Source organism: Bacillus sp. B1(2022), assembly GCF_040259625.1.
Lineage (GTDB): Bacteria > Bacillota > Bacilli > Bacillales > Bacillaceae > Bacillus > Bacillus velezensis.
Map to the genome: position 1 here is coordinate 452,065 of NZ_JANIFO010000001.1, position 24,484 is coordinate 476,548.

19 protein-coding genes are annotated in these 24,484 nt (G+C 49.1%); 10 read left to right on the top strand and 9 right to left on the bottom strand.

Annotated elements, in window-relative coordinates; translation table 11 throughout:
* Positions 1 to 16 precede the first annotated feature (16 nt).
* The 4 genes from NQS30_RS02330 (at position 17) to NQS30_RS02345 (ending at position 5,905) form a co-directional block, all read left to right on the top strand.
* The gene (locus NQS30_RS02330; protein WP_218791370.1) at positions 17 to 2,446 is read left to right on the top strand and encodes a heavy metal translocating P-type ATPase; all 2,430 of its coding nucleotides are present in this window, start codon (positions 17 to 19) and stop codon (positions 2,444 to 2,446) included.
* A gap of 149 nt (positions 2,447 to 2,595) precedes the next feature.
* Positions 2,596 to 4,707, top strand: a complete 2,112-nt coding sequence (locus NQS30_RS02335) for a heavy metal translocating P-type ATPase (RefSeq protein WP_063094447.1) — start codon at positions 2,596 to 2,598, stop codon at positions 4,705 to 4,707.
* Positions 4,708 to 4,824: 117 nt separating this feature from the next.
* Positions 4,825 to 5,496, top strand: coding sequence for a disulfide bond formation protein BdbD (locus NQS30_RS02340; protein ID WP_012118444.1), 672 nt, complete (start codon positions 4,825 to 4,827; stop codon positions 5,494 to 5,496).
* On the top strand, positions 5,486 to 5,905 hold the full coding sequence (locus NQS30_RS02345) for a disulfide oxidoreductase (protein ID WP_007410015.1): 420 nt from the start codon (positions 5,486 to 5,488) through the stop codon (positions 5,903 to 5,905). Before NQS30_RS02340 ends, NQS30_RS02345 begins: the two co-directional genes overlap by 11 nt.
* Positions 5,906 to 5,938: 33 nt before the next feature.
* Here the strand turns inward: NQS30_RS02345 and NQS30_RS02350 are convergent, their stop codons facing one another.
* A complete protein-coding gene (locus NQS30_RS02350; RefSeq protein ID WP_015418210.1) occupies positions 5,939 to 6,739 on the bottom strand; it encodes a zinc-dependent metalloprotease in 801 nt (266 codons plus the stop codon).
* A 222-nt stretch (positions 6,740 to 6,961) separates the two neighbouring features.
* On the opposite strand from NQS30_RS02350, the gene NQS30_RS02355 reads away from it, so the two are divergent.
* The 5 genes from NQS30_RS02355 to NQS30_RS02375 all read left to right on the top strand — a co-directional run bounded on the left by NQS30_RS02355 (position 6,962) and on the right by NQS30_RS02375 (position 16,147).
* On the top strand, positions 6,962 to 7,570 hold the full coding sequence (locus NQS30_RS02355; protein WP_007410017.1) for a trimeric intracellular cation channel family protein: 609 nt from the start codon (positions 6,962 to 6,964) through the stop codon (positions 7,568 to 7,570).
* Between the two features lie 171 nt (positions 7,571 to 7,741).
* Positions 7,742 to 10,057, top strand: a complete 2,316-nt coding sequence (gene helD / locus NQS30_RS02360; RefSeq protein ID WP_124692734.1) for an RNA polymerase recycling motor HelD — start codon at positions 7,742 to 7,744, stop codon at positions 10,055 to 10,057.
* Between the two features lie 174 nt (positions 10,058 to 10,231).
* Positions 10,232 to 12,040 (top strand): assimilatory sulfite reductase (NADPH) flavoprotein subunit, encoded by a 1,809-nt coding sequence (locus tag NQS30_RS02365; RefSeq protein ID WP_218791369.1) that lies wholly within the window; start codon positions 10,232 to 10,234, stop codon positions 12,038 to 12,040.
* A gap of 27 nt (positions 12,041 to 12,067) precedes the next feature.
* Positions 12,068 to 13,783, top strand: coding sequence for an assimilatory sulfite reductase (NADPH) hemoprotein subunit (gene cysI / locus NQS30_RS02370; RefSeq protein WP_003151735.1), 1,716 nt, complete (start codon positions 12,068 to 12,070; stop codon positions 13,781 to 13,783).
* Between the two features lie 348 nt (positions 13,784 to 14,131).
* Complete coding sequence (locus tag NQS30_RS02375) at positions 14,132 to 16,147, top strand: Na+/H+ antiporter (protein WP_218791368.1); 2,016 nt, start codon at positions 14,132 to 14,134, stop codon at positions 16,145 to 16,147.
* 34 nt (positions 16,148 to 16,181) lie between these two features.
* Here NQS30_RS02375 and NQS30_RS02380 read toward each other — a convergent pair whose 3' ends face one another.
* Positions 16,182 to 16,667, bottom strand: a complete 486-nt coding sequence (locus NQS30_RS02380) for a hypothetical protein (protein ID WP_007613741.1) — start codon at positions 16,665 to 16,667, stop codon at positions 16,182 to 16,184.
* Positions 16,668 to 16,888: 221 nt separating this feature from the next.
* Between NQS30_RS02380 and NQS30_RS02385 the strand changes: the two genes are divergently transcribed.
* Positions 16,889 to 17,719: an aldo/keto reductase gene (locus NQS30_RS02385; protein ID WP_007410023.1), complete on the top strand. Its 831-nt coding sequence runs from the start codon at positions 16,889 to 16,891 to the stop codon at positions 17,717 to 17,719.
* 32 nt (positions 17,720 to 17,751) lie between these two features.
* On the opposite strand, the gene NQS30_RS02390 is transcribed toward NQS30_RS02385, so the two are convergent.
* The 7 genes from NQS30_RS02390 to modA all read right to left on the bottom strand — a co-directional run bounded on the left by NQS30_RS02390 (position 17,752) and on the right by modA (position 24,384).
* Positions 17,752 to 18,897, bottom strand: a complete 1,146-nt coding sequence (locus NQS30_RS02390) for an ABC transporter permease (RefSeq protein WP_218791367.1) — start codon at positions 18,895 to 18,897, stop codon at positions 17,752 to 17,754.
* 1 nt (position 18,898) lies between these two features.
* Positions 18,899 to 19,993 (bottom strand): ABC transporter permease, encoded by a 1,095-nt coding sequence (locus tag NQS30_RS02395; RefSeq protein ID WP_218791366.1) that lies wholly within the window; start codon positions 19,991 to 19,993, stop codon positions 18,899 to 18,901.
* A 23-nt stretch (positions 19,994 to 20,016) separates the two neighbouring features.
* Positions 20,017 to 20,952: an ABC transporter ATP-binding protein gene (locus NQS30_RS02400; RefSeq protein ID WP_020956334.1), complete on the bottom strand. Its 936-nt coding sequence runs from the start codon at positions 20,950 to 20,952 to the stop codon at positions 20,017 to 20,019.
* A gap of 119 nt (positions 20,953 to 21,071) precedes the next feature.
* Positions 21,072 to 22,184 (bottom strand): sensor histidine kinase, encoded by a 1,113-nt coding sequence (locus tag NQS30_RS02405; protein WP_218791365.1) that lies wholly within the window; start codon positions 22,182 to 22,184, stop codon positions 21,072 to 21,074.
* On the bottom strand, positions 22,181 to 22,828 hold the full coding sequence (locus NQS30_RS02410; protein ID WP_007410028.1) for a response regulator transcription factor: 648 nt from the start codon (positions 22,826 to 22,828) through the stop codon (positions 22,181 to 22,183). The genes NQS30_RS02405 and NQS30_RS02410 overlap by 4 nt, the downstream gene beginning before the upstream one ends.
* A 94-nt stretch (positions 22,829 to 22,922) precedes the next feature.
* Positions 22,923 to 23,606 (bottom strand): molybdate ABC transporter permease subunit, encoded by a 684-nt coding sequence (modB, locus tag NQS30_RS02415; protein ID WP_020956333.1) that lies wholly within the window; start codon positions 23,604 to 23,606, stop codon positions 22,923 to 22,925.
* Positions 23,587 to 24,384 carry a molybdate ABC transporter substrate-binding protein gene (gene modA, locus NQS30_RS02420; RefSeq protein ID WP_007410030.1) on the bottom strand — a complete coding sequence of 266 codons (798 nt, stop codon included), beginning with the start codon at positions 24,382 to 24,384 and terminating at the stop codon, positions 23,587 to 23,589. Before modA ends, modB begins: the two co-directional genes overlap by 20 nt.
* Positions 24,385 to 24,484: the final 100 nt, after the last annotated feature.

Below are 24,484 nucleotides of genomic sequence, written 5' to 3' on the forward strand. Positions count from 1 at the left end.
AGAAGAGGTGAGGGCATTGAGTGAACCGAAAGAGATGACCATTCAAGTGGGAGGCATGACATGCGCCGCCTGCGCTTCAAGAATTGAAAAAGGGCTGAAACGGATGGACGGCGTCAATGACGCTTCCGTCAATCTTGCGCTTGAGACCTCAAATATTTCCTATCAGCCTGACAAAATCGAAGCTGGCGCCATAAAGGATAAAATTGAAAAACTCGGCTACCATGTTGTGACGGAAAAAGCCGAGTTTCAGATTGAAGGCATGACGTGCGCCGCTTGCGCCAATCGGATTGAAAAGCGCCTGAACAAAACAGAGGGCGTTGTGGGCGCGCCGGTGAATTTCGCCCTTGAAACGGTCTCCGTTGAATACAACCCCAAAGAGGTGACACCGAAAGAACTGAAAGAGACCGTGGCAAAACTCGGCTACCGATTAGAAGAAAAGGAAGCGGACGGCCAAGACGGCGGATTATCTCAAAAGGAGAAAGAGCAGCGAAAGCAGCTGATCAGGCTGATATTTTCTGCCGTTCTCTCCTTTCCGCTTCTCTGGTCGATGGTCAGCCATTTTTCTTTTACTTCTTTTATCTGGATGCCGGATATCCTGATGAATCCGTGGCTGCAATTCGCGCTTGCCACCCCGGTGCAGCTCGTCATCGGCTGGCCTTTTTATATGGGAGCGTACAAGGCGATGAGAAACAAAAGCGCCAATATGGATGTTCTCGTTGCGCTCGGAACGACGGCCGCTTACGCATACAGCCTGTACATGACGATTGCGTCTCTCGGACGAGACGGACATGTAGAGGGGCTTTATTATGAAACGAGCGCCATTTTGCTGACTTTGATTTTGCTTGGAAAGCTTTTAGAGATGAAAGCGAAAGGCCGCTCATCAGAAGCGATTAAAAAGTTAATGAAGCTTCAGGCGAAGACGGCGGCGGTTGAGCGGGAAGGGAAGGTACAGGTGATTCCGATTGACGAGGTCCGGACGGGGGATATCGTATATGTGAAACCGGGAGAACGTGTTCCTGTCGATGGCGAAGTGATTGAAGGCCATTCCGCAATTGATGAATCGATGATTACGGGGGAGAGCATGCCTGTCGATAAGTCTCCCGGAAGCACCGTCACCGGGGCGACGATCAATGCAAACGGCTTTCTCAAAATCAGAGCGGTGAATGTCGGGAAAGATACCGCGCTTGCACACATTATTAAAATCGTAGAAGAAGCCCAAGGATCAAAAGCGCCCATTCAGCGGCTCGCGGATCACATTTCAGGCATTTTCGTCCCTATTGTGCTGGGGCTGGCCGTGCTGACTTTTCTCATTTGGTATGTATGGGCGGCGCCGGGACAGTTTTCTGAAGCGATCGGCAAATTCATCGCCGTGCTTGTCATTGCCTGTCCGTGCGCACTCGGGCTCGCCACTCCGACGAGCATTATGGCGGGCTCCGGCCGTGCAGCTGAATTCGGCATTCTCTTTAAAGGCGGAGAGCATTTAGAAAAAACAAAGCGTCTGACGACCATCGTACTGGATAAAACAGGAACGGTGACAAACGGCAGACCGGTTCTGACAGATGCCGTACCGGCAGAGGGAATGAACGAAGAGGAACTCCTGCGGCTGGCGGCGGCCGCCGAAACGGGATCAGAGCACCCGCTTGGAGAAGCCATCGTGTCAGGAGCCGAAAAACGGGGGATTGCCATCCCGAAAATCACCCGGTTCCAAGCCCGGATCGGTTCCGGAATATACGCCGAGGCTGACGGCAGAACGATTCTTGCCGGATCAAGACGGCTGATGGAATCGGAACACATCGAACATGAGGCGCTGCTTCCTCACATGGCCCGCTTGGAGGCGGAAGGGAAAACGGTGATGATTATTGCGGCAGACGGCAAAGCGGCGGGCCTTATCGCAGTCGCCGATACAATCAAAGAAACTTCTCCGGCCGCGGTGAAACGTCTGAATGATATGGGGCTTGACGTCATCATGATGACCGGTGACAACAAAAAGACCGCGGAAGCCATTGCAAAAGCCGCGGGCATCGGCAGCGTGATCGCTGAAGTGCTTCCCGAACAAAAGGCGGCGGAAATTTCCCGGCTGCAAAAAGAAGGCCGGCGCGTGGCGATGGTCGGTGACGGCATCAATGATGCTCCGGCGCTGGCTGTGGCCGATATCGGAATGGCCATCGGCACCGGCACAGATATCGCAATGGAAGCGGCGGATATTACGCTGATCCGCGGTGACCTGAACGGCATTGCCGACGCCATCGGCATGAGCAGGCTGACCATGAGAAACATCAAGCAGAATTTAGGCTGGGCATTGGGATACAACAGCATCGGCATTCCGATTGCGGCGGCCGGCTTTCTGGCCCCGTGGGTGGCAGGCGCTGCCATGGCGTTCAGCTCAGTATCGGTCGTCCTTAATGCTTTGCGTTTACAGAGGGTAAAAAAAGACAAAATAGGCTGAGGCCTGTTTTGTCTTTTTTATTGACACTTTATTCAAAGCCTGCATATAATAGAGAAAACACATATATGAGTATATGTTCATATATATAAATTCGTTTAGCTGTATTGATGTTATGGGAATCCTATTACGGAAAGTAGGGTGAGTCGAAAATGAAAGCAGCCAAAGGTGAATTTGTATTAGACGGACTTGATTGCAGCAACTGTGCAAAAAAAATAGAAAACGGCGTAAAAGCCATTGACGGCATCGACGGCTGTGCTGTCAATTTTGCGGCAAGCACCATCACGGTCTCAGCCGGCGGCAAAAACGAACAATGGATGAAAGATGAGGTTGCGAAAAAAGTAAAGTCCATTGATCCTCATGTGACCGTTCGTTCGAAGCACGAAGACAAACCAGGCGAGGATGAATACCGCAAAAAGCTGCAGCTGATGTTAGTGAGGTTGGCTGCGGGAGCCGTTTTGGCCGTCATCGCTTACTTCGCGCACACGGGCGCCGTCCTTGAGTTTCTGCTCTTTTTTGCTTCATATTTGATTATCGGCGGCGATATCGTAGCCAGAGCGGGAAAAAACATTGTCCGCGGCCAGGTATTTGATGAGCATTTTCTGATGGCGCTTGCCACGATCGGCGCATTTATGATTCATCAGTATCCGGAAGGCGTCGCGGTCATGCTGTTCTACCAAATCGGTGAATTGTTTCAGGGAGCGGCCGTCAGCCGATCCAGAAAATCGATCAGCGCGTTATTGGACATCCGTCCTGAGTACGCCAATGTGAAAACGGAAAACGGCATGACTGCCGTTCCGCCGCAGGACGTCAAAGTCGGACAGGTCATCGTCGTGAATCCCGGAGAACGGATTCCGCTGGACGGAAAGGTGCTGAGCGGTTCTTCGATGGTTGATACATCCGCTTTAACGGGCGAATCCGTGCCAAGAAAAGCGGAGCCGGGGCAAGATGTGATGGCCGGATTTATGAATCAGAACGGCGTGCTTCATATTGAAACCTCTAAAGGATATGAAGACTCTGCCGTGTCAAAAATATTGGATCTGGTCGAAAATGCGGCCGGACGCAAAGCGAAAACGGAAAACTTTATTACGAAGTTTGCCAAGTATTATACACCGGTTGTTGTCATTGTTGCGGTGCTTCTCGCCTTTTTACCGCCGCTTCTCGTGCCTTCAGCCGCGCTATCCGACTGGGTGTACCGCGCGCTGATTTTCCTTGTGATTTCTTGTCCGTGCGCACTCGTCGTCTCCATTCCGCTCGGGTTTTTCGGCGGTATCGGAGCTGCGTCTAAAGCAGGGGTGCTCGTGAAAGGAAGCAACTATTTAGAAGCGCTCAATCAGGTGGCATACGCCGTGTTTGATAAAACGGGAACCTTAACGAAAGGCAATTTCGCCGTTACTGATATCAAACCGGCGGCGGGATTTACGAAAGACAGCCTGCTTCATGCGGCCGCGCTTGCAGAAGCCCATTCCAATCATCCGATTGCTTCTTCCATCCGTGAAGCTTACAATCAACCGCTCTCGGCTGAGGAGATTGAAGAATATGAAGAAATACCCGGACACGGCATTCGGGTGAAAACCGGCGGATCAACGATTTTAGCCGGAAATCAAAAACTGATGGCAAAAGAACAAATCGCTTCCGGCACAGCTGAAAACAACGGAACCGTCGTCTATGTCGCCGTTGATCAGCAGTATGCGGGGGCGATCGTGATCGCCGATGAAATCAAAGAGGACGCCAAACAGGCCATTGCCAATTTAAAAGCGCTCGGCGTGAAGCGGACAGTGATGCTGACGGGTGATTCAAAGCAGACCGGAGAAGCTGTCGGCCGAGAGCTCGGTATTGATGACGTGTACACAGAGCTTTTGCCGGGTGACAAGGTAGACCGCGTCGAAGAACTTGAAGCGGCGCTTGCACCGAATGAAAAACTGATGTTTGTCGGCGATGGGATTAATGATACGCCTGTGCTTGCCAGAGCTGACATCGGAGCTGCCATGGGGGCTCTCGGCTCTGATGCCGCCGTCGAAGCGGCCGATGTTGTCCTGATGACAGACCAGCCGTCAAAAGCAGCCGAAGCCATCCGGATTGCACGCCGCACACGCCGGATCGTCTGGCAGAACATCGGATTTGCTTTAGGCGTAAAAATCATTTTTCTCCTGCTTGGCGCATTCGGATTCGCCACCATGTGGGAAGCGGTCTTTTCAGATGTAGGCGTCACGCTGATCGCCGTTGCCAACGCGATGCGCGTCATGAGAGTGAAAGCGGAATAATTGTCAAAGATAATTCGTTTTTCAGGGTTTTCTTAAACAAGGTTGTCTTGGTAAAATAGAGAAGCGGGCCATCCGGCATCCGCTTCTTTTTTATTTTAAAAACAATGAGGTGTCTGAGTGAAAAAGAAACAATCGTCTGCGAAATTTGCGGTGATTCTGACGTTAATCGTTGTCGTTTTATTTGCGGCCATCGTAATTATTAACAACCAAACGGAAAAAGCGGGCGAAACAGTCGCCGAACAGCCTTCCATTAAAGGACAGCCCGTGCTCGGCAAAGACAGCGCGCCTGTTACGGTAGTTGAATTCGGAGATTACAAGTGTCCGTCATGCAAAGTATTTAACAGCGATATCTTTCCGAAAATCAAAAAAGATTTTATCGATAAAGGCGACGTGAAATTTTCATTTGTGAACGTCATGTACCACGGAAGCGGCTCGCGTCTGGCGGCTCTTGCTTCAGAAGAGGTGTGGAAGGAAGACCCGGCATCATTCTGGGCATTCCATGAAAAGCTGTTTGAACAGCAGCCGTCAAGCGAACAGGAATGGGTCACGCCTGCATTGCTTGAAAAAACGGTCAAAAGCACCGCGAAAAAGGTTGATCCTGACAAGCTGAAGGAAAACCTTGATAAAGAGACATTTGCAAAAGAGCTGAAAGCTGACACTGACCTGAATGATAAATTAAACATTACGGCGACACCGACGATTTATGTAAATGACAAAGTGATTAATGACTTCTCTAAATATGATGAGATTTCAAAAACGATTAAGAAAGAGCTGAAAAATGAAAAATAGAATCGTATTTTTATATGCTTCTTGGGTGATAGCTCTTGCTGCCATGCTCGGCAGCCTATATTTCAGCGAGATCAGAAAATTCATACCGTGCGAGCTGTGCTGGTATCAAAGAATTCTCATGTACCCGCTTGTCCTGATTTTAGGAATCGCCACCTTCCAGGGTGACACGCGCGTAAAAAAATACGTGCTGCCGATGGCCGTCATCGGCGCGTTTATATCGATCATGCATTACCTTGAGCAGAAGGTGCCCGGTTTCAGCGGCATCAAGCCGTGTGTCTACGGCGTGCCTTGCTCATCTGAATATATTAACTGGTTCGGTTTCATTACCATTCCTTTCCTGGCATTGACGGCATTTATTCTCATTATTATCTGCATGTGTTTTGTCAAAACGGAACGCACGGCAAAATAAAGAGCCTGCTCCATGGGAGCGGCTCTTTTTCTATTATTTGTACCAAGCTTTGTTTGTCTCAATCTGTCTGTTATGGGAGCTGTCCCAAATATCCACGGAATAGGCATAATCATAATTCATGACGCAGCGGATGCCGCTGCCTTGGGCGTCATGCTGAAGTCCGAAGTTATGGGAAAACTCGTGCTGTGCCGCTTTCGCCGTGTTGGCCGTTCCTTGATCAAGGTTCACGCTGAAAGCCGGGCCGCTCGGTTTGCCGTTATATACATACGCGATACCGCCGGCGTCAAAACTTGATTTTGCGGTAAAACCGACGACAAAATGATAATTTTGATTTCTGAAGCTGCCTTGGAGATTCGATAAAATCTGAGAACTGTTTGAGCCCGAGGAATTCCAAGCCTGCACGGCCTGTACGACGAAATCAATGTTGTGATCACGGTTAAAAGCAACATCCGCCTGCTCCACGATCTGGACGATTCGCGTTTGCCAGTCGCTGTATTTGGCGCGGTATTCAGCGTCCGCCACCGCCAGCACTCTGACCTTCTGGCTGCCCGTGCTGGCTTTAGTCGAGGCTTTATCCTGACTGACATTGGCATTGAATCGTTTCGTGCCGACCTGCTTGCCGTTTTCATCCAGAATTTTTGTGTCAACCGTCTGTTCGACTTGGACCGGGCCCTTCAGATCTTTAAAATGATCGGCTTTCGGAAGCGGGTCCGTATACACCGTTTTCGCCGGCTCCGCATGAGTGTGCGAATGCGTATGGCTTTCGGCTGACGGCAGGCCGGGAATTAATCCGGCGGCCAATAAAACAGGAAAAACAAGTGAACTGATTTTCATCTCATAACCCCCTTTTTGTTAGAGAAAGTATTCAATGAAACTTCCAATAAACCTCCCAAAATAGTATAAAATAGGTAAATGTTCTTGCTCCCAGCCGTTGCGAGTGAGGTTGTCCCGGGTTAGGAATCAGAATCTTTCAAAAATAAGGTTGATTTTAAGAGAAAGCGATTATAAAATCTAATGGTCGTCAGAAAATTTAACAAATAAAAAGGAGCATATGGAATGGCCTGGGAGCTGCTTAGTGTAATCGGCATCATTGCGTTTGCGGTCAGCGGAGCGATTGTTGCGATGGAAGAGGAGTATGATATTTTAGGCGTGTACATCTTGGGGATTGTAACGGCGTTCGGCGGAGGAGCGATCCGAAATCTGCTGATCGGTGTTCCGGTCTCCGCCTTGTGGGAGCAAGGCGCGTTTTTTCAAATCGCTCTCGCATCAGTTACGATTGTCTTTTTGTTTCCGAAGCTGCTGTTAAGACATTGGAGTAAATGGGGCAACCTATCCGATGCCATCGGGCTTTCGGCGTTTGCCATCCAAGGCGCTTTATATGCCGTGAAAATGGGCCATCCGCTCAGTGCGGTGATTGCGGCAGCGGTCCTCACCGGCAGCGGGGGCGGCATCATACGGGATTTGCTCGCGGGCAGGAAGCCGCTTGTGCTCAAGGCGGAAATTTATGCAGTCTGGGCCGCGCTCGGAGGGTTAATCGTGGGCCTCGGCTGGGCCGGGGATGCCGCCGGTTTGTATGTGCTGTTTCTTGTGCTTGTGGCATGCCGCATCTGCAGTTATGTGTTCAGGTGGCGCCTGCCGAATCGTTCCTATCATATAGATCAGTAAAAAACCGATTTCACAAACGAAATCGGTTTTTTTTCATAACGGCTTCTGATAAAAAAAGACGCCCGATATGATAAGAAAAAGGGTATTTGACCATAATGCTGAATAATATGTTGCATATATGTTTGTATGATGAAAGCCGGATTTGTCAGCTTGATGTCGGAGGTGCCGCTGATGGCAAAACGTGATAAAGAGTGGAAAGAAGAGCAGGAAAGAATCAATTTTGTCATGAAGGAACTGGAACAGAAACAAACTCATCTTGAAGCCTCATCGGGCGGATTGAAGCAGGATATTGTCGGGCTGAGAAAAACGTTTTGGGATGATGTCACCGTGAATATGGATGACGCCCACGAAGCGGCTGAGACATTTTCAAGCATTAAACAGCAGGCAGAAATGCTTTCAGAACGTGAACGGACGCATCGGCTTCAATACCGGCAGCTTCAAAAAATCCAAAAGCTGAAAACCTCTCCTTACTTCGGCCGTGTCGATTTTACGGAAAAAGGGGAGTCCTCTTCCGAGCGGATTTATATCGGGCTGACTTCTTTGATGGATGAAAACAACGAGCAATTTCTCATTTATGATTGGCGCGCGCCCATCTCATCTCTTTACTATCAATATTCCCCGGGAAAAGCCCGCTATGAAGTTCCCGAAGAAACGATAGAAGGAGACATCACACTGAAGCGGCAGTTTATCATTAAAAACGGGACGCTTAAAGCGATGTTTAACACGGATATGACGATTGGTGACGAAATGCTGCAAGAGGTGCTGAGCGGGCATTCCGGACAGCATATGAAAAACATCGTGTCAACCATCCAAAAAGAACAGAACGAAATCATCCGGGATGAAAAAAGCAAATATCTCATCGTTCAGGGAGCCGCCGGAAGCGGGAAAACATCCGCGGCGCTTCAGCGGGCCGCTTACTTGCTGTACCGCGGGCGCGGGGTGCTTGATGCCCGTCAGATTGTATTGTTTTCCCCGAATATTTTGTTCAACAGTTATGTGTCCGCCGTATTGCCGGAATTGGGAGAAGAGAATATGGAGCAGGCCACCTTTCAGGAATATATCATCCGCCGGCTCGGACGAAAGTTTGATTGTGAAAGCCCGTACGAGCAGCTTGAATATTGCCTGACTGAACAAAATCAGGACGCACTTTCCGTAAGGCTCGCAGCCGTTGCTTACAAAGCGTCATCAGCTTTCCAGGCCATGATTGACCGCTATGCCGGCTCGCTTTCCGGCTCGGGCCTGATGTGTAAACAGATCAGCTTCCGGGGAGACATCCTGATTTCAAAAGAGCGGATTGAAGCCTATTTTTATTCGCTTGATCAGCAGCTGCCGATTCCGAACAGAGCGGAGCTGACAGCGGAATGGCTTCTCGCGGAAATCAGCGCTCTCGAAAAAAAGGAGCGTAAGAAGGAATGGGTCTTGCAGGAGAGCGAGCTGCTTGATAAGGAAGACTATGCTGAGGTTTATCAAACACTCAAGAAGCAGGCGGCAGATGATGAACCTGCATTTGACGACCATCAGCGCGAACAGCGGCTGCTTGGCGCCATTATTGTCGGCAAAGCCTTTAAACCGATTAAGCAGGCCGTCAGACGGCTCGGCTTTCTCGATATAAAACGGATGTATCTCCGGCTGTTTTCAGACTGGGGAGCTGATGAAAAGCCCGATCATTGGGAGAGCATCGGCGCTTTGACCAGAAACGCATTTGCAGAACGGTCACTTCCGTATGAAGATGCCGCTCCGTATCTGTATTTGCAGGATCTGTTAGAAGGAAAAAGAAAAAACACACAAATGAAGCACGTCTTCATTGATGAAGCGCAGGATTATTCCCCATTTCAGCTCACGTATATTCAAAGCATCTTCCCAGCGGCAAAGATGACGGTGCTCGGTGATGTCAGCCAGTCGATTTATGCCCACACCATTACGGGCCCTTCTTCCCTCGCCGGCTGCTTTCGCAATGGTGCAGAAAAGTATGTCAGCCTGAAGCGGACTTACAGATCGACGCGGCAGATTGTTGAATTTACGAAAGCGCTGCTGGCTGACGGCGATGACATTGAGCCATTTAACCGGAACGGGGAAAAACCGCGTGTTTTGCGGACGGATACAGAAAATGCGCGGCAGGAACAATTGGCGGATACAATCCGGGAGCTCAGACAAAAAGGCTGGGAGACGGTCGCCGTCATCTGCAAAACGGCCGCGGAAGCCAAAAAAGTGTTTCAGGCGGTCAGCGCCGAGAGCGGTGTCCGCTTGATCAATAAAGAAAACCAGCCTTTTCAAAAAGGGGTATGCGTCATTCCCGTTTATTTGGCAAAAGGCATTGAGTTTGACGCCGTCATTGCCGCTGATGCCTCTGCTGCCCAGTACAAAAGCGAACATGACCGTAAGCTGTTATATACGGCCTGTACGCGGGCGATGCATCATCTGACCGTATTGTCTCCGGGAGAACACTCTCCTTTTATTAAAGAAGTGCCCGCCGGCTTATTCGTGTAAGCCCTTTGCCAAGTGCAAAGGGCTTTTTATCATTAGTAATCTTAATCGTTGTCATCATGATTATATATTTTACTTACATACAAACTTTCGGTAAAGTTTCAATTAGAATATTATTTTGACAATTCCTATAGAAATAACGTACGTTACGTTTAATTCCTTGTGAGGTGGATATCGTTGCAACTTCAGGTCATGAACAGTCCGTTTAATCAGGAGCAGGCAGAGCTCCTTAACCGCCTTCTGCCGACCTTGACAGAATCACAGAAAATCTGGCTGAGCGGTTATTTGGCTGCGGCCCGGTCCGAATCCGGTGAAACAGCCGCACCCGCTGCTCCGGCTCCTGCAGAAAGCCCGGCAGTCTCAAGAGAAGTGACCGTATTATACGGATCGCAAACGGGAAATGCGGAAGGTCTTGCGAAACAGACGGTAAAGACGCTTGAGGAACGGGGATTCCAGGTCACCGTCGCGTCGATGAACGATTTTAAGCCGAATAATCTGAAAAAAATAAACAATTTACTGATCGTGGTGAGCACGCACGGAGAAGGCGATCCGCCGGATAACGCGCTGGCCTTTCATGAATTTCTTCACGGCAGACGCGCGCCGAAGCTTGAAGCGCTCCGTTACTCCGTTTTGGCGCTCGGGGACAGCTCGTATGAATTTTTCTGCCAGACCGGCAAAGAGTTTGACGAGCGTCTTCAAGAGCTCGGCGGCACCCAGCTTGCGCCGCGGGTTGATTGCGATCTTGATTATGATGAGCCGTTTTCTGAATGGCTTGACGCGGTCATCGGCGGTTTGAACGAAGGAGCGGGAAATCAAACAGCCGAAGCGCCTGCCGAGACGCCGGCTCTCGGTGAATCCGTTTATTCCAGAACGAACCCGTTTCGGGCGGAGGTTCTTGAGAACATCAATCTGAACGGACGCGGTTCGAATAAAGAAACACGCCATCTCGAGCTTTCGCTTGAAGGGGCGGGCCTCGCGTATCAGCCCGGAGACAGCCTCGGCATCTATCCGGAAAATGATCCGGCGCTCGTTGATGAGCTGATCAATGAGCTGAAATGGGACCCAAAACAGGAAGTGGCGGTGAATAAACAAGGAGAGCGCCTCCCGCTGAAAGATGCGCTTACTTCTCATTTTGAAATAACCGTCTTAACAAAACCGTTCCTGCAAAAGGCCGCACAGTTTACGGCTGACCAAAAGCTGAGTGAACTTCTGGCCGAAGGAAACGAAGAGCAGCTGAAAGCGTACATCAACGGCCGTGATCTGCTTGATCTCGTCCGGGATTTCGGTCCGTGGGAAGCGACAGCGGAAGACTTTCTTTCCATCCTGCGTAAAATGCCGGCCCGGCTCTATTCGATCGCAAGCAGTTTAGAAGCGAATCCGGAAGAGGTGCATCTGACAATCGGAGCGGTCAGATATGACGCGCACGGCAGAGAACGAAAAGGCGTCTGCAGCATTCTGTGTGCGGAAAGACTCCAGCCGGGAGATACGCTTCCGATATACATTCAGCACAACCAAAACTTCAAGCTGCCGGAAAACCCGGATACACCGGTCATTATGGTCGGGCCGGGGACAGGCATCGCGCCGTTCCGTTCCTTTATGCAGGAGCGTGAAGAAACCGGAGCTGGGGGGAAAACATGGCTGTTTTTCGGGGATCAGCACTTTGTCACTGATTTTCTGTACCAGACGGAATGGCAAAAATGGCTGCAAAACGGTGTTCTCACAAAAATGGACGTCGCTTTTTCCCGGGATTCGGAGGAAAAAGTATATGTGCAGCACCGCATGAAAGAACAAAGCAAAGAGCTTTATGAATGGCTGCAGCAGGGAGCCGCCGTATACATCTGCGGTGATGAACAGCATATGGCGCATGACGTGCACCAGGCGCTTCTCGATATCATTCAGGAAGAAGGCGGCATGAGCCGTGAAAAAGCGGAAAGCTTCCTGGCAGACATGCAGCAGAAAAAACGCTATCAGCGTGACGTATATTGATTTTGGTTTGAAAGGAGCATATTCAGCATGGTGAACAACATTTTAAAAGCGCCGGAAGGCCCTCCAAGTGATGTTGAGGAAATTAAAGAAAAAAGTGATTATTTGCGCGGCACATTGAAAGAAGTCATGCTCGACCGGATTTCAGCCGGCATCCCGGACGATGACAACCGGCTGATGAAGCATCACGGAAGCTACTTGCAGGATGACCGCGATCTCCGTAATGAACGTCAAAAACAAAAGCTTGAACCGGCTTATCAGTTCATGCTGCGCGTTCGGATGCCAGGCGGCGTGTCAACTCCGGAACAATGGCTTGTCATGGATGAACTGGCGCAAAAATACGGAAACAATACATTGAAGCTGACAACGCGTGAAACGTTCCAAATGCACGGAATTTTAAAATGGAACATGAAAAAAACGATTCAGAAAATCAATGCGGCGCTGCTTGATACCATTGCGGCCTGCGGAGATGTCAACCGAAACGTCATGTGCGCTTCAAATCCGCACCAGTCTGAAATTCATGCGGAAGTATACGAATGGTCGAAGAAATTGAGCGATGACCTTCTTCCGCGCACGAGAGCCTATCATGAAATCTGGCTTGATGAGGAACGTGTAGCGGGCACTCCTGACACGGAAACGGAACCGATGTACGGGCCGCTGTACCTGCCGCGGAAATTCAAAATCGGAATCGCCGTGCCTCCGTCCAATGATATCGATGTCTTTTCTCAAGATCTCGGCTTCATTGCCATCGTGGAGGAAGGCCGTCTTATCGGATTCAACGTGGCAATCGGCGGCGGTATGGGAATGACGCACGGCGATACGGCCACTTATCCGCAGCTTTCAAAAGTCATCGGCTTCTGCAAACCGGAGCAGCTGTATGATGTAGCGGAAAAAACCATTACGATTCAGCGCGATTACGGAAACCGTTCCGTCAGAAAGAATGCCAGATTCAAGTACACTGTTGACCGTCTCGGGCTGGAAAACGTAAAAGCCGAGCTGGAAAACCGCCTCGGCTGGCAGCTTGATGAAGCGAAACCTTATCATTTTGACCATAACGGCGACCGTTACGGATGGGTGAAGGGTGTAAAAGGTAAATGGCACTTTACGATGTTTATCGAAGGCGGCCGCGTCACGGACTATGAGAATTATAAGCTGATGACGGGATTACGTGAAATCGCCAAAGTCCATACGGGAGATTTCCGTCTCACCTCTAATCAAAACCTGATTATCGGTAATGTCTCGAGCCAGAAAAAGAAACAAATCAGCGCATTAATCGAACAATACGGTCTGACAGACGGCCGGCAGCATTCCGCCCTCCGCCGCAGTTCAATGGCTTGCGTCGCGCTTCCGACATGCGGGCTCGCCATGGCCGAAGCCGAGCGCTATCTGCCGAAATTGATTGATAAGATTGAAGACATTGTTGACGAAAACGGGCTGCGGGATGAAGAAATCACCATCCGTATGACCGGGTGCCCGAATGGCTGCGCCCGCCATGCGCTCGGCGAAATCGGATTTATCGGAAAGGCGCCCGGAAAATATAATATGTATTTAGGAGCGGCGTTTGACGGCAGCCGTTTGAGCAAAATGTACCGGGAAAATATCGGTGAAGAGGAAATTCTGAATGAGCTTCGCACCATTCTCCCGCGCTACGCGAAAGAGCGTGAGGAAGGCGAACACTTCGGCGATTTCGTTATCCGCGCCGGCATCATTAAAGCGACGACAGACGGCACGAATTTTCACGAATAAGATGAGCACTTAAAACCAAGGATAGAGACACACTGACGGTGCGTTCTCTATCCTTTACTAAGCAGCATAAACGCTGCACCGCGTCATGAAACAGATGACGCAGCTTGCGAAAAAGCCTGTTTTCAGAGAAAACAGGCTTTTTCTTTTTCCGGAAAAAATGTAGCCGAAGGCAAAAAAAGTTCGCCGTGAGCACGTTATGAGAAATTTTAAATAAAAACGGGTAAAATAAAAGAAGAATGGTTGCGTGCGGAAAATATATTGAATCTGCCCGATCATCGGCTCCGGCCTTTGGCAAAGGCAGAGAACAGGCAATAATGATATGATGCAGCAGATGAAGGAGGTCATGCTTTGGACATATTTTTAGTCGTACTCGTACTTTTAACCATCATCGCGATCTCAAATATCGTAAATCGGTTTGTCCCCTTTATCCCGGTGCCTTTGATTCAGGTGGCGCTCGGTATCATTGCGGCGTCATTTCCGCAGGGACTTCATTTTGAACTGAATACCGAATTGTTTTTTGTTTTGTTTATCGCTCCGCTGCTTTTTAACGATGGAAAACGGACGCCGCGTGCGGAACTTTGGAATTTAAGAGCGCCGATTCTGCTGCTTGCGCTCGGGCTCGTGTTTGCCACGGTGATTGTCGGCGGTTACACGATTCATTGGATGATTCCGAGCATTCCGCTGGCTGCCGCGTTCGGGCTGGCGGCGATTCTGTCACCGACTGACGTTGTCGCGGTCAGCGCGCTGTCAGGGCGAGTGAAGATGCCAAAAGGCATTCTGCGTCTCCTTGAAGGAGAAGGACTGATGAATGACGCATCCGGCCTGGTCGCTTTTAAATTTGCGATTGCGGCTGCCGTGACGGGCGCATTTTCGCTGGCGCAGGCCGCCTTCAGTTTCGTTCTGATTTCAGCCGGCGGTTTACTCAGCGGTGTCGTCATTTCTTTTTTGATTATCCGTTTCCGGCTGTTTTTGCGCCGCCTCGGCATGCAGGATGTCACGATGCATATGCTGATTCAAATTCTGACGCCGTTCGTCATCTATCTCGCGGCTGAAGAAATCGGCGTTTCCGGCATTTTAGCTGTTGTGGCCGGCGGCATCACGCATGCGGTGGAGCAGGACCGTCTTGAATCAACGATGGTCAAACTGCAAATCGTCTCTTCAAGTACGTGGAATATTATTTTGTTCATTCTGAACGGTCTTGTTTTCGTTATTTTAGGGGCGCAAATACCGGATGTGGTTTCCGTCATCTTTAATGATACCGCGTTTAACAATATGATGGTCATCGGGTACATTATCGTCATTACGCTGACGTTAATGATTCTCAGGTTTTTGTGGGTGCTGTTTTTTTGGAACGGCAAGTGGTTTTTTAACAAGGATCAGAGCATTTATAAACCCGGCTTGCGCTCGACCCTGCTGATTTCGGTTTCAGGCGTCAGGGGAGCGGTCACGCTTGCGGGTTCCTTTTCCATTCCTTACGTGCTCTCTGACGGCTCACCGTTTCCTGAACGGAATTTGATTCTCTTTTTAGCCGCGGGTGTTATTATGTGCACATTGGTACTGGCGACAATCGTACTGCCGATTTTGACAGATAAGCCGGAAGACAATGTGAAAGAGAAGAAAGTCAAATTGCTGACAGCGAGACGGAAGCTGATAAAGGCTGCCTTAACCGCCATTAAAGAAAATATGAATGAGACAAACAAAACGGCTTCTTTTGCGGTCATTGCCGAATACAATGAGAAAATGAAAAATCTCAGATTTCAGCAGTTCACCGTCAAAAACCGCACGAAAAAAGATGAGCGGAAAGTCCGCGCCCAAGGGATACAGGCTGAACAGGAAGAATTGCTGCGGCTGATTGAGCGGGGCGACATACCGGAAGAAACGGCTGACAGCCTTCAGGAACGGTTTGATGAACTGGAAGTGCTGTATACGAATCCGTTTAAAGTCGGCTTATCTAAGAAAAAGCTGAAACGCCTGATGTACTGGATCTTTTTCGGTGAACAAAAAAAGCCGGAAATGACGATTTTAAATGAAGAAGGCCTCATCCGCGCCACAAGGGTTAAAACGGCAAAAGCGGCCATTGAAAGCCTGAAAAAACACATGACTGAAGAAAATAAAGATGTGACGCTTGCCGTCATTTCCTTTTACAATCACTTGATTTTCAGGCTGGGGCACTCGTATCACGAACAGAGTCCGAGCAGCCGTTTTGAAAATCAAAAACTCGAAATCAAACTGCGGGCCGTGCAGGCCATCCGCAACGAAATCCAAACATTATTCGAAGAGCGGGAAATTTCCCGCGACATGTCACATGAGCTTCGCCAATACATCAATGATGTGGAAGCGGCCATGCTTGACGGAGGTGAATAAAAAAAGTCCGGCATCTGTGCCGGACTTTTTTAGATTACGGACGATGGAATTCGACATGATCGCCGTCGCGGTCAAACCAACCTCTGAAGGCCCAGTTGATCCAGCCGCCATCTCCTTTGTTGGTGAAGCTTCCGTCTTCAAACACCCAAATGCCGTACGTGATGCCGTCATATACGGCGGAACCGTAAAACTGAACACCGTTAAAATGATCTTCATATTCCTGGCTTAAATTAAACACCATGACGTTATATTTTTGTCCGGAAGCGTAGAATGAAGATTCCATTAAGTTTTTGACGAAGCCGTCACGGTTTTGCGCCGACTTAATCGCGTCAGCAATCGAATTGCCGATGCCGAGCAGGTCAACGTCAATGTTTAATCCGACATCTTTTGCTGAGACATCTGATGATTGCTGTGCCATGTTTTGAGGGACCGGGGTTTCTTTTGCGGATACAAAGGACAGAGGAGTCAGAGACAAAGCGGCGCCAAGGGCAACGGACATCGGGATACGCATACGTTTCATATGATTTCCTCCTTCAATTGTGTGGTGGCTACAGTAGTGATTTACCCGGACAGTTACCTACTTAACCTGAATTTTTGAAAAATAGGAAAATAATAACGTCAGTGGTGCTTGGGGACTAAAGATGGTTTTTGTGATAACGATGAGCGTATAATTGGTTTCTTACAGCGGAAATGTGAGATAATAATAACCGTTTACATAATGACTAGAAAGGATGGTTCAACGTGGCAAAAAGCTTAAAAGATACTGTAAAGCTTCATAATGGCGTTGAAATGCCGTGGTTCGGCCTTGGCGTGTTCAAGGTGGAAAACGGAAGCGTAGCGGCGGACTCCGTCGAAGCGGCAATCAGAAACGGCTACCGCAGCATTGATACGGCGGCTATTTATAAAAATGAAGAGGGTGTCGGCGAAGGCATCAGAGCTGCGGGCGTTGCCAGAGAAGAGCTGTTCATCACGTCAAAAGTGTGGAATGAAGATCAAGGATACGAAACGACACTTGACGCGTTTGAGAAAAGCCTTGAGCGCCTCGGCCTCGATTACCTCGACCTGTACCTGATTCACTGGCCGGGCAAGGATAAATATAAAGACACATGGCGCGCTCTTGAAAAGCTGTACAAAGACGGCAAAATCCGCGCCATCGGCGTCAGCAACTTCCAAGTGCATCATTTAGAAGAGCTGCTGAAAGATGCTGAAATCAAGCCGATGGTCAACCAGATTGAATTCCACCCGCGCCTGACTCAAAAAGAAGTAAGAGATTTCTGCAAAGCGCAGGGCATTCAAGTGGAAGCATGGTCTCCATTGATGCAGGGACAGCTCCTCGATAACGAAGTGCTGTCTCAAATTGCGGAAAAACATAACAAATCGGTTGCTCAAGTGATTTTGCGCTGGGATCTTCAGAACGAAGTCGTTACCATTCCGAAATCGATTAAAGAGCACCGCATCATAGAAAATGCTGATATTTTTGATTTCGAACTTTCACAGGAAGAAATGGAAAAGATCAGCGCATTGAACAAAGACGAGCGTGTCGGCCCCAATCCGGATGAGCTTCTGTTCTAAGAAAAAACAGCCCTTTACGGGGCTGTTTTTCTTTACATAAATGTCTGTGTCTGACGTTTTACGCTGAACCTGTATGCGGCTATTAATAACAGGGCGGCGGCGAAGGCTCCCAAAATGATGATGTTCAGCATCAGGCTTTGGAGCGTGCGGCCGTGCTGCAATTGATCGACCGTATCGAGCACCCAGCGCTGAGGCAGAAATTCGGCGATTGTCTGCACCGTTTTCGGCATAATATTGCTCGGAAAGAAGCAGCCGGCGAGCAAGCATGTCGGCACGACGATCAAATTCAAAAGCGCCGATGTTGAAGCGCTGCTGTTGGAAAAACCGACGGTAATAAAGGCGATCCCGATCGCGCTTAATGCAAACAGCATCATCAGGACGAACAGCTGCCACAGTGGGAATGACGGATGAATATGAAAAGCGGCGCCCATAAAGAGAACGGCGAATAGAATTTGGACGGCCATGATAATGATATTCACCGCCGCGTTTGCCAGTACATACTGCTTTGATGTGATCGGCGTTGACAGAAGTCTGTAGTACGTTCTGTTTTCCCGCTCTTTAATCATCAGTTCCGTCAGGTTGCCGGCGGAATAGAGCATAATGATAATGAGATACCCGATGACTGAGTAAGTCATTTCTTTATGGTTCGATGTATCTTGTAAAACAGCGGACTCCGTTTGAATGGGAGAATGCTTGAAATCGGCGTACATCGCCTGAAAGGCCTTTGCGTCTCCGCCGGAGGATTTGCCGATTGAGGCGGCGCTGTTCATATAATTGTACAAATAAGAGCTGACATATCCGGTGACCTGGGCGCCTTTCAGCGAGGTCATGCCGATGTGAGACGGTTTCCCGTCTTTTACGCTTTGGGAGAAGCCTTTTTCAAACGTAATGAGCGCCTCCATTTTTCCTGAAGCGATCTTTGATGTGGCGGACGCAGCCGTTTCCTCCGAAATCTTCACATGATCCAGTCCTTTTAAAAACGCGGCCGTATCCTGCGCCACTTCTCCGCCGTCTTGATCGAGAATGCCGATATTGAGCGTTTCGGCCCCGCCGTTGGCATTGGTCATGAAGGAGAGGAAGACGCCGATCAGCGGAGCCCCGATATAAAGAATGAGCTGTTTTTTGCTTTTTGTAATCCCTTTGAGAGTGTGCGCAAACAGCCACCAGAAGTTTTTCATATTACAGTCCCTCCCGTCTTTGAAACGTAAATGCGGCGATCAGCAAAAAGAGTGCCGCCAATGCTGTATTTAAACCGAGTGCAGGCCATGCCGCTGATACATCATTTGCGTAAATGATGCTGTTAATCGCCTTATTGATCCAGGATAAGGGCGACAGAGCGGAAATTCCTCCGCCTTCATATTTGTAATAGGCGCCGCCGATAATGGACATCACCTGAACGATGATGACGGTGATTAATCTGGCGCTTTCGGGTTTTCTGGTCAAATAGCTCAGGCTGAGCCCGAAGCTGACGGCCAAAAGAATTTCAGAAACGAGAATCAAAAGCACAAGTCCCATGTGGCTGCCCCAATTCGCTTTTAAGATAAATTTGCTGAAGGCGACAACGGCAAGAATCGTCAGAACATTCACAGCCAAAATGCCGAGCATCTTTCCGAGAAAGATATCGCTTTTCCGGAGCGGGGCGGCGATCAGGCGATCTGCGGTGTGCCGTATTCTTTCCCCGCGGAATAAGCTGCTTGCAAAAATCGAGGCGTACAGCCCGATCATCGTCGTCATGGATATCGCGTAAAAATCTTTCGCTTTTGGTTCTTTCGCTTTGTGTAAAGACGTCTGCTTCATATAATCGCTTTTGATTTGTCCGGCGGAAGGCGCCTTATGCGCCTTGTAAGCGGCGGCGCCTGCTTTGTATTGATTGGTAAAAGCGGTCAGCATGCCTTGGACGATCGTGCCGTTTATGCCGCTCCGGTCATTTGTAAAGACTTGAAAACCGGTGTTTTTTACAGTGACGAAAGCATCCGCCTGATTTTCTCGAACCTCGTTTTTGCCTTTTGCCTCCGTGTCCGCTTTTTGAAAATAGACATGCTCTTTTTTTGCGGCTTTCATAAACTTAGTAAAATCATGAGAAAGAGGGCCGTTTGACTGGTCCGTATATACCACCTTGATGTTTCCGACCGTCACCTCTGAATCAAAGGCGTTTGATAATGCCGCAGTGAAAATCAGCATGAAGACGATCGGAAAAGCAAGCATGAAAATAAAAGTCCGTCTGTCGCGGAAACTGATTTTGATTTCTTTCCCGGCGATGTGCAGAATATTCATTTGCAATCCTCCTTTCAGTGAGGTCAGTCGCGCAGGCTTCTGCCTGTCAGCGTGAGAAATACCGTTTCTAAGTCAGGGGCCTGTTCCTGCAAGGAGCGGATTTCAATTCCTTTGTCCATGAAGTACCGGATCAGGCGGTTTAAATTGTTGACCCCTGTGTCAGAGCTGATTTTCACGCTGTTTTCTTCCAGTGTGGCGGCTCTGACGCCGGGCAGCTCCTGAATGTCGCCGAGGCTGATGCCGTTTCCGGATGACAGCTCAATCACGACGTCCTTCGTGTCGGTAATGATGGAGGTCAGCTGTTCTTTTGTGCCTTCTGCGATGACCTTTCCGTGGTCGATGATGGCGATGCGCGTGCATATTTCTTCCACTTCCTCCATGTAGTGGCTCGTGTAGATGATCGTGCAGCCCATTTCATTCAGCTTTTTCACTGATTGCAGAATATAATTTCTTGATTGCGGGTCAATGCCGACTGTCGGTTCATCCATGATGATCAGTTTCGGCCGGTGGGCAAGGGCGCAGGCGATATTGAGCCGGCGTTTCATTCCGCCGGAAAAATGCTTCGGCAAATATTTGTGTTTATCGCTCAAGCCGACGAATGTCAGGGCTTCCTCGACCCGTTCTTTCAGAGCGGCCCCTCTCAGGCCGTACAGCCCGGCGAAGAACTTCACATTTTCATAGGCGTTTAATTCTTCGTAAATCGCGAGGTCCTGAGGGACGATGCCGATATTCATTTTTGTTGCTTTGCTATATTTGAAAATATCTTTTCCGAGAAACAGAATGTCTCCGCCTGAAGGTTTTAAAAGGCCTGAGATCATATTGATCGTCGTGCTTTTTCCGGCTCCGTTTGCGCCGAGAAACCCGAAAATCTCACCTTCTTTTACGGCAAGCGACATCTGGTCAACGGCGGCATAATCACCGAATTTCTTACTCAGCTGTTTGAGCTCCAAAATGTTCATGTTTCCACCTCTATGTCTTATGATGCTCTTATTATAAAAAAAAGAATGAACGGCCGTTAGTGCAGCTGTTCATTCCTTTGACATGAGAATCTTCATATTTTTCACATGAAAACATTCACTTATTCAACCGGAAGCAATGTCGTGACGGAAAAACCGGCCGTGCCGTCAAAAATAACGGTTCCGTGCAAAACGGCCGCCCGTTCTTCCATACCGAGCATGCCGAGGCCTTTTTTAAAGCGGACGGCGCCGTTTCCGTTATCTTTCACTTCCGCTTTCACGGCTTTGTTCAGCACATGGATATCAATGAAGATCTGTGTGGCATCGGCGTATTTCATTGCATTGGTCAAGGCTTCGGTTACGTTTTCCTGAATGACTCTCCAATGCATTTGCGTCAGTCTGTCCAAATCGCCTTGATGCGTAAACGGAACCGGCATCCCGTTTTTGGCCGAAAATTTATCAATAAACGTTCTTAATCTGTGAATGCCCATTTGTTCAGCGGGCGGTTTCATATTTTTAAGCGTAATGCGGATATCCTCTATGCCTTCTTTGGAAATGGTAATGGCGTTTTGGAGCAGTTCAGCCGCTTTGTCCGGATGGGAGCCGAGCATCCGCTTCGCCGCTTCCATCTGAATGAGCGCGCCTGTCATGGAATGGCCGATTTTGTCATGGATGGCTTGGGACAACCTGTTTCTTTCTTCGAGTTTGCCGGTATACTCCGATTGTTTGATATATTCTGTGCTGCTGTGCAGCTGTTTCGTCAGTTTTTCAATGCTTGAGCGCATATTGTCTGACTGCTCTTCATATTTTTTCAGCCGGTCGCTGGACCGGGCGGCCAAAACGAATATCGCCAAGCAGAACAAGGTCATGACGATATAAGTCGGAAGGTCGCCGTACGAGATAAATAAAAACGGCAAAAACACGAGCAGGCAGAACACATAGCGGTGAACCGGATATTCGGCAAGAACGGCAAAAATGGCGGGCGGCAAAAGAAATAGAAACGCCGGATGGCCTAAGGCGGAAAGCCAAGCGGTCAATACCAGCGTCATGAGGATGATCCCGCGCCTCCAAGCGGGCGGCCTGATCATGCAGACCGCAATGCCCAAAGACAGATAAAGCAGCAGAAACAAGACGGCGTACGGCGTGTAAGGGCGGTCTGCCGATACGAACAAAAAAGCCGTATAAAAAATGGCGATCAGTCTGCTCATCAGCATCCAAAAATCCATACCGTTCAACGCCCGTTATCCACCTTCCCGGTGATATAATAAATCGCGATCTGCGTTCTGTGCTCAAGCCCTGTTTTCCCTAAAATAGATGAAATATAATTGGCCGTCGTCCCTTCAGAAATGAAAAGCTGTTTTGAAATTTCCCTGTTCGACAGTCCTTTCGCAATAAGCGACATGATACTGAGCTCTCTTTCAGTAAACTGGCTTTCATCAATCTGATGCGCTGCTTCCGCCGGCCGGAAAAGGCTGTCTTTTATTTTATCCAGCACGGTGTCCTGAAGAATGCTGTGCCCGTTGAAAACGCTTTTGATCGCATCGCGTATCCGTTCCGGTTCGGTATTTTTTAATAAATATCCTTTCGCGCCGTTTTTAATCGCTTCTAAAATATACTCATCGTCGTCAAATGTCGTCAGGATCATCGGCTTCGTATCCGTTTCCTCCGCGATCCGTTTTGCGGCTTCGACACCGTTCATCACCGGCATGCGGACGTCCAGCAAGGCGATATCGACGGGATTGTGTTTACAATACTCTGCCGCCTCGAGTCCGTTTTCCAACGTTGCCGATACAGTAAATTCCTCATATGTATGCAAAATGATTTTCATTCCTTCTCTGATGAAAGAATTATCATCCGCGATAATGACATTAATCTTCATGGCCGCACCCTTTGTGTGTTTTTTGTTTCATTATATACCATCCGATTTTAAATCAAAAAGCCTTCCGGCGAAAGGTGCGCGGAAGGCGGATCGGTCAAGCGGGTTTTTTCAATTGAATGAAAAACAGCATCAGGAAAGAAATGATCACAATACAGATCACCCACACCCAGGCGAGTGTTTCATTGCCGGAGTCCATCGCGACGTAAATCGCTGTCGGCAGCGTTTGGGTGACGCCGGGAATATTTCCCGCAAACATTAAAGTCGCCCCGAATTCACCTAGCGCCCTTGCAATACTGAGAATGCTTCCGGTCAAGAGGGAGGGAAAGGCAAGCGGGACGGAAATACGGGTGAACACCTGCCACCTGCCGGCTCCGTCTACTTTCGCCGCTCCCTCAATGTCGGCATCAACCGCGGCGAAGCCCGTTTTAGCGGACTGATACATAAGCGGGAAGGCAACAATGGCCGAAGCGATCACCGCGGCCGACCACGTGAAAATGACGGGCTGGTGAAAAATCCGCTCAATCGCCCGGCCGATAAAGCTGTGTTTCCCGAAAATAATAATGAGAATGAAGCCGACAACGGTAGGCGGAAGAACGAGCGGGAGCATAAACAGGGTCTCCACAGCCGTTTTTCCGGGAAATCGCGCTTTCGCCATCCAGGCGCCGGCAAGCGTCCCGAGAATGATGACGGCGATGCCTGATGTCAAAGCCACCTGAAACGACAGTACGACGGGAGTGAAAAACTCCGAAGCCGTAATGTTACTTGGCAGTAAATCCATATTTCTTAAACACTTTCATCGCTTTATCTGACTGCAGATACTGATAAAACGCTTCTGCTTCTTTACGGTGCTTTGTATCCTTGACGATGCCGAGCGGATAAACGATCTGATCGTGCGTTTTCGCCGGCGCTTCATCGGTGATTTTCACCTTTTTCGAAATCAGCGCGTCTGTTTTATAGACAAGCCCGGCATCGACATTTCCGGTTTCAACATAAGAAAGCACCTGGCGAACGTCTTTTGCATAGACGACTTTATCTTTTACCTTGTCCCACAGGGATAATGCCGTCAATGACTGTTTGGCGTATTGTCCGGCCGGAACGGATTCAGGCGTGCCGAGCGCGATTTTTTCCGCGCTGTCTTTTTTCAGGTCATTCAGATGTGTCAGGTGTGCGCTGTTTTTCTCAGGTACGATCATGACGAGATCATTTTTCAAAAGATCCGTGCTGTCCTTTTTGTCGATATCTCCGTCATGAACGAGCTTTTCGAATTTATCTTCGGCTGCCGAGAAGAATAAATCAGCTCCCGCGCCTTGTGAAATTTGTTTTTGCAATGTGCCTGATGATCCGAAGTTGTCTTGAATGGTTACGTTTGAATGTGATTTTTCGTAGTTGGTCTGGATTTCTTCAAGTGCATCCTGAGCGCTGGCTGCCGCAGAAACGGTCAGCGTGACTTTTTCGTTTTGTCCGCCCTTGGACGATTGTCCGGATGAGCAGCCCGCAGTTGCCAGGAAAACGGCCATAGCCGCAGTTGTGAGTAGTGTCGCTTTCTTTTTCAACATTGTGCACCCCTTATAGCTAAATATCATTAGATCAAACTAATTATAACGCAATTGTACGTGGTGGTGCGGTTTTTTTTCAATATCTGAACAGTTATAATAA

Coding starts and splice junctions, on each gene's coding strand:
- NQS30_RS02335 (WP_063094447.1), top strand. CDS start 2,596: ATGAAAGCAGCCAAAGGTGAATTTGTATTAGACGGACTTGATTGCAGC.
- NQS30_RS02345 (WP_007410015.1), top strand. CDS start 5,486: ATGAAAAATAGAATCGTATTTTTATATGCTTCTTGGGTGATAGCTCTT.
- NQS30_RS02350 (WP_015418210.1), bottom strand. CDS start 6,739: ATGAAAATCAGTTCACTTGTTTTTCCTGTTTTATTGGCCGCCGGATTA.
- NQS30_RS02355 (WP_007410017.1), top strand. CDS start 6,962: ATGGCCTGGGAGCTGCTTAGTGTAATCGGCATCATTGCGTTTGCGGTC.
- helD (WP_124692734.1), top strand. CDS start 7,742: ATGGCAAAACGTGATAAAGAGTGGAAAGAAGAGCAGGAAAGAATCAAT.
- cysI (WP_003151735.1), top strand. CDS start 12,068: ATGGTGAACAACATTTTAAAAGCGCCGGAAGGCCCTCCAAGTGATGTT.
- NQS30_RS02380 (WP_007613741.1), bottom strand. CDS start 16,667: ATGAAACGTATGCGTATCCCGATGTCCGTTGCCCTTGGCGCCGCTTTG.
- NQS30_RS02390 (WP_218791367.1), bottom strand. CDS start 18,897: ATGAAAAACTTCTGGTGGCTGTTTGCGCACACTCTCAAAGGGATTACA.
- NQS30_RS02395 (WP_218791366.1), bottom strand. CDS start 19,993: ATGAATATTCTGCACATCGCCGGGAAAGAAATCAAAATCAGTTTCCGC.
- NQS30_RS02400 (WP_020956334.1), bottom strand. CDS start 20,952: ATGAACATTTTGGAGCTCAAACAGCTGAGTAAGAAATTCGGTGATTAT.
- NQS30_RS02410 (WP_007410028.1), bottom strand. CDS start 22,828: ATGAAGATTAATGTCATTATCGCGGATGATAATTCTTTCATCAGAGAA.
- modB (WP_020956333.1), bottom strand. CDS start 23,606: ATGGATTTACTGCCAAGTAACATTACGGCTTCGGAGTTTTTCACTCCC.
- modA (WP_007410030.1), bottom strand. CDS start 24,384: ATGTTGAAAAAGAAAGCGACACTACTCACAACTGCGGCTATGGCCGTT.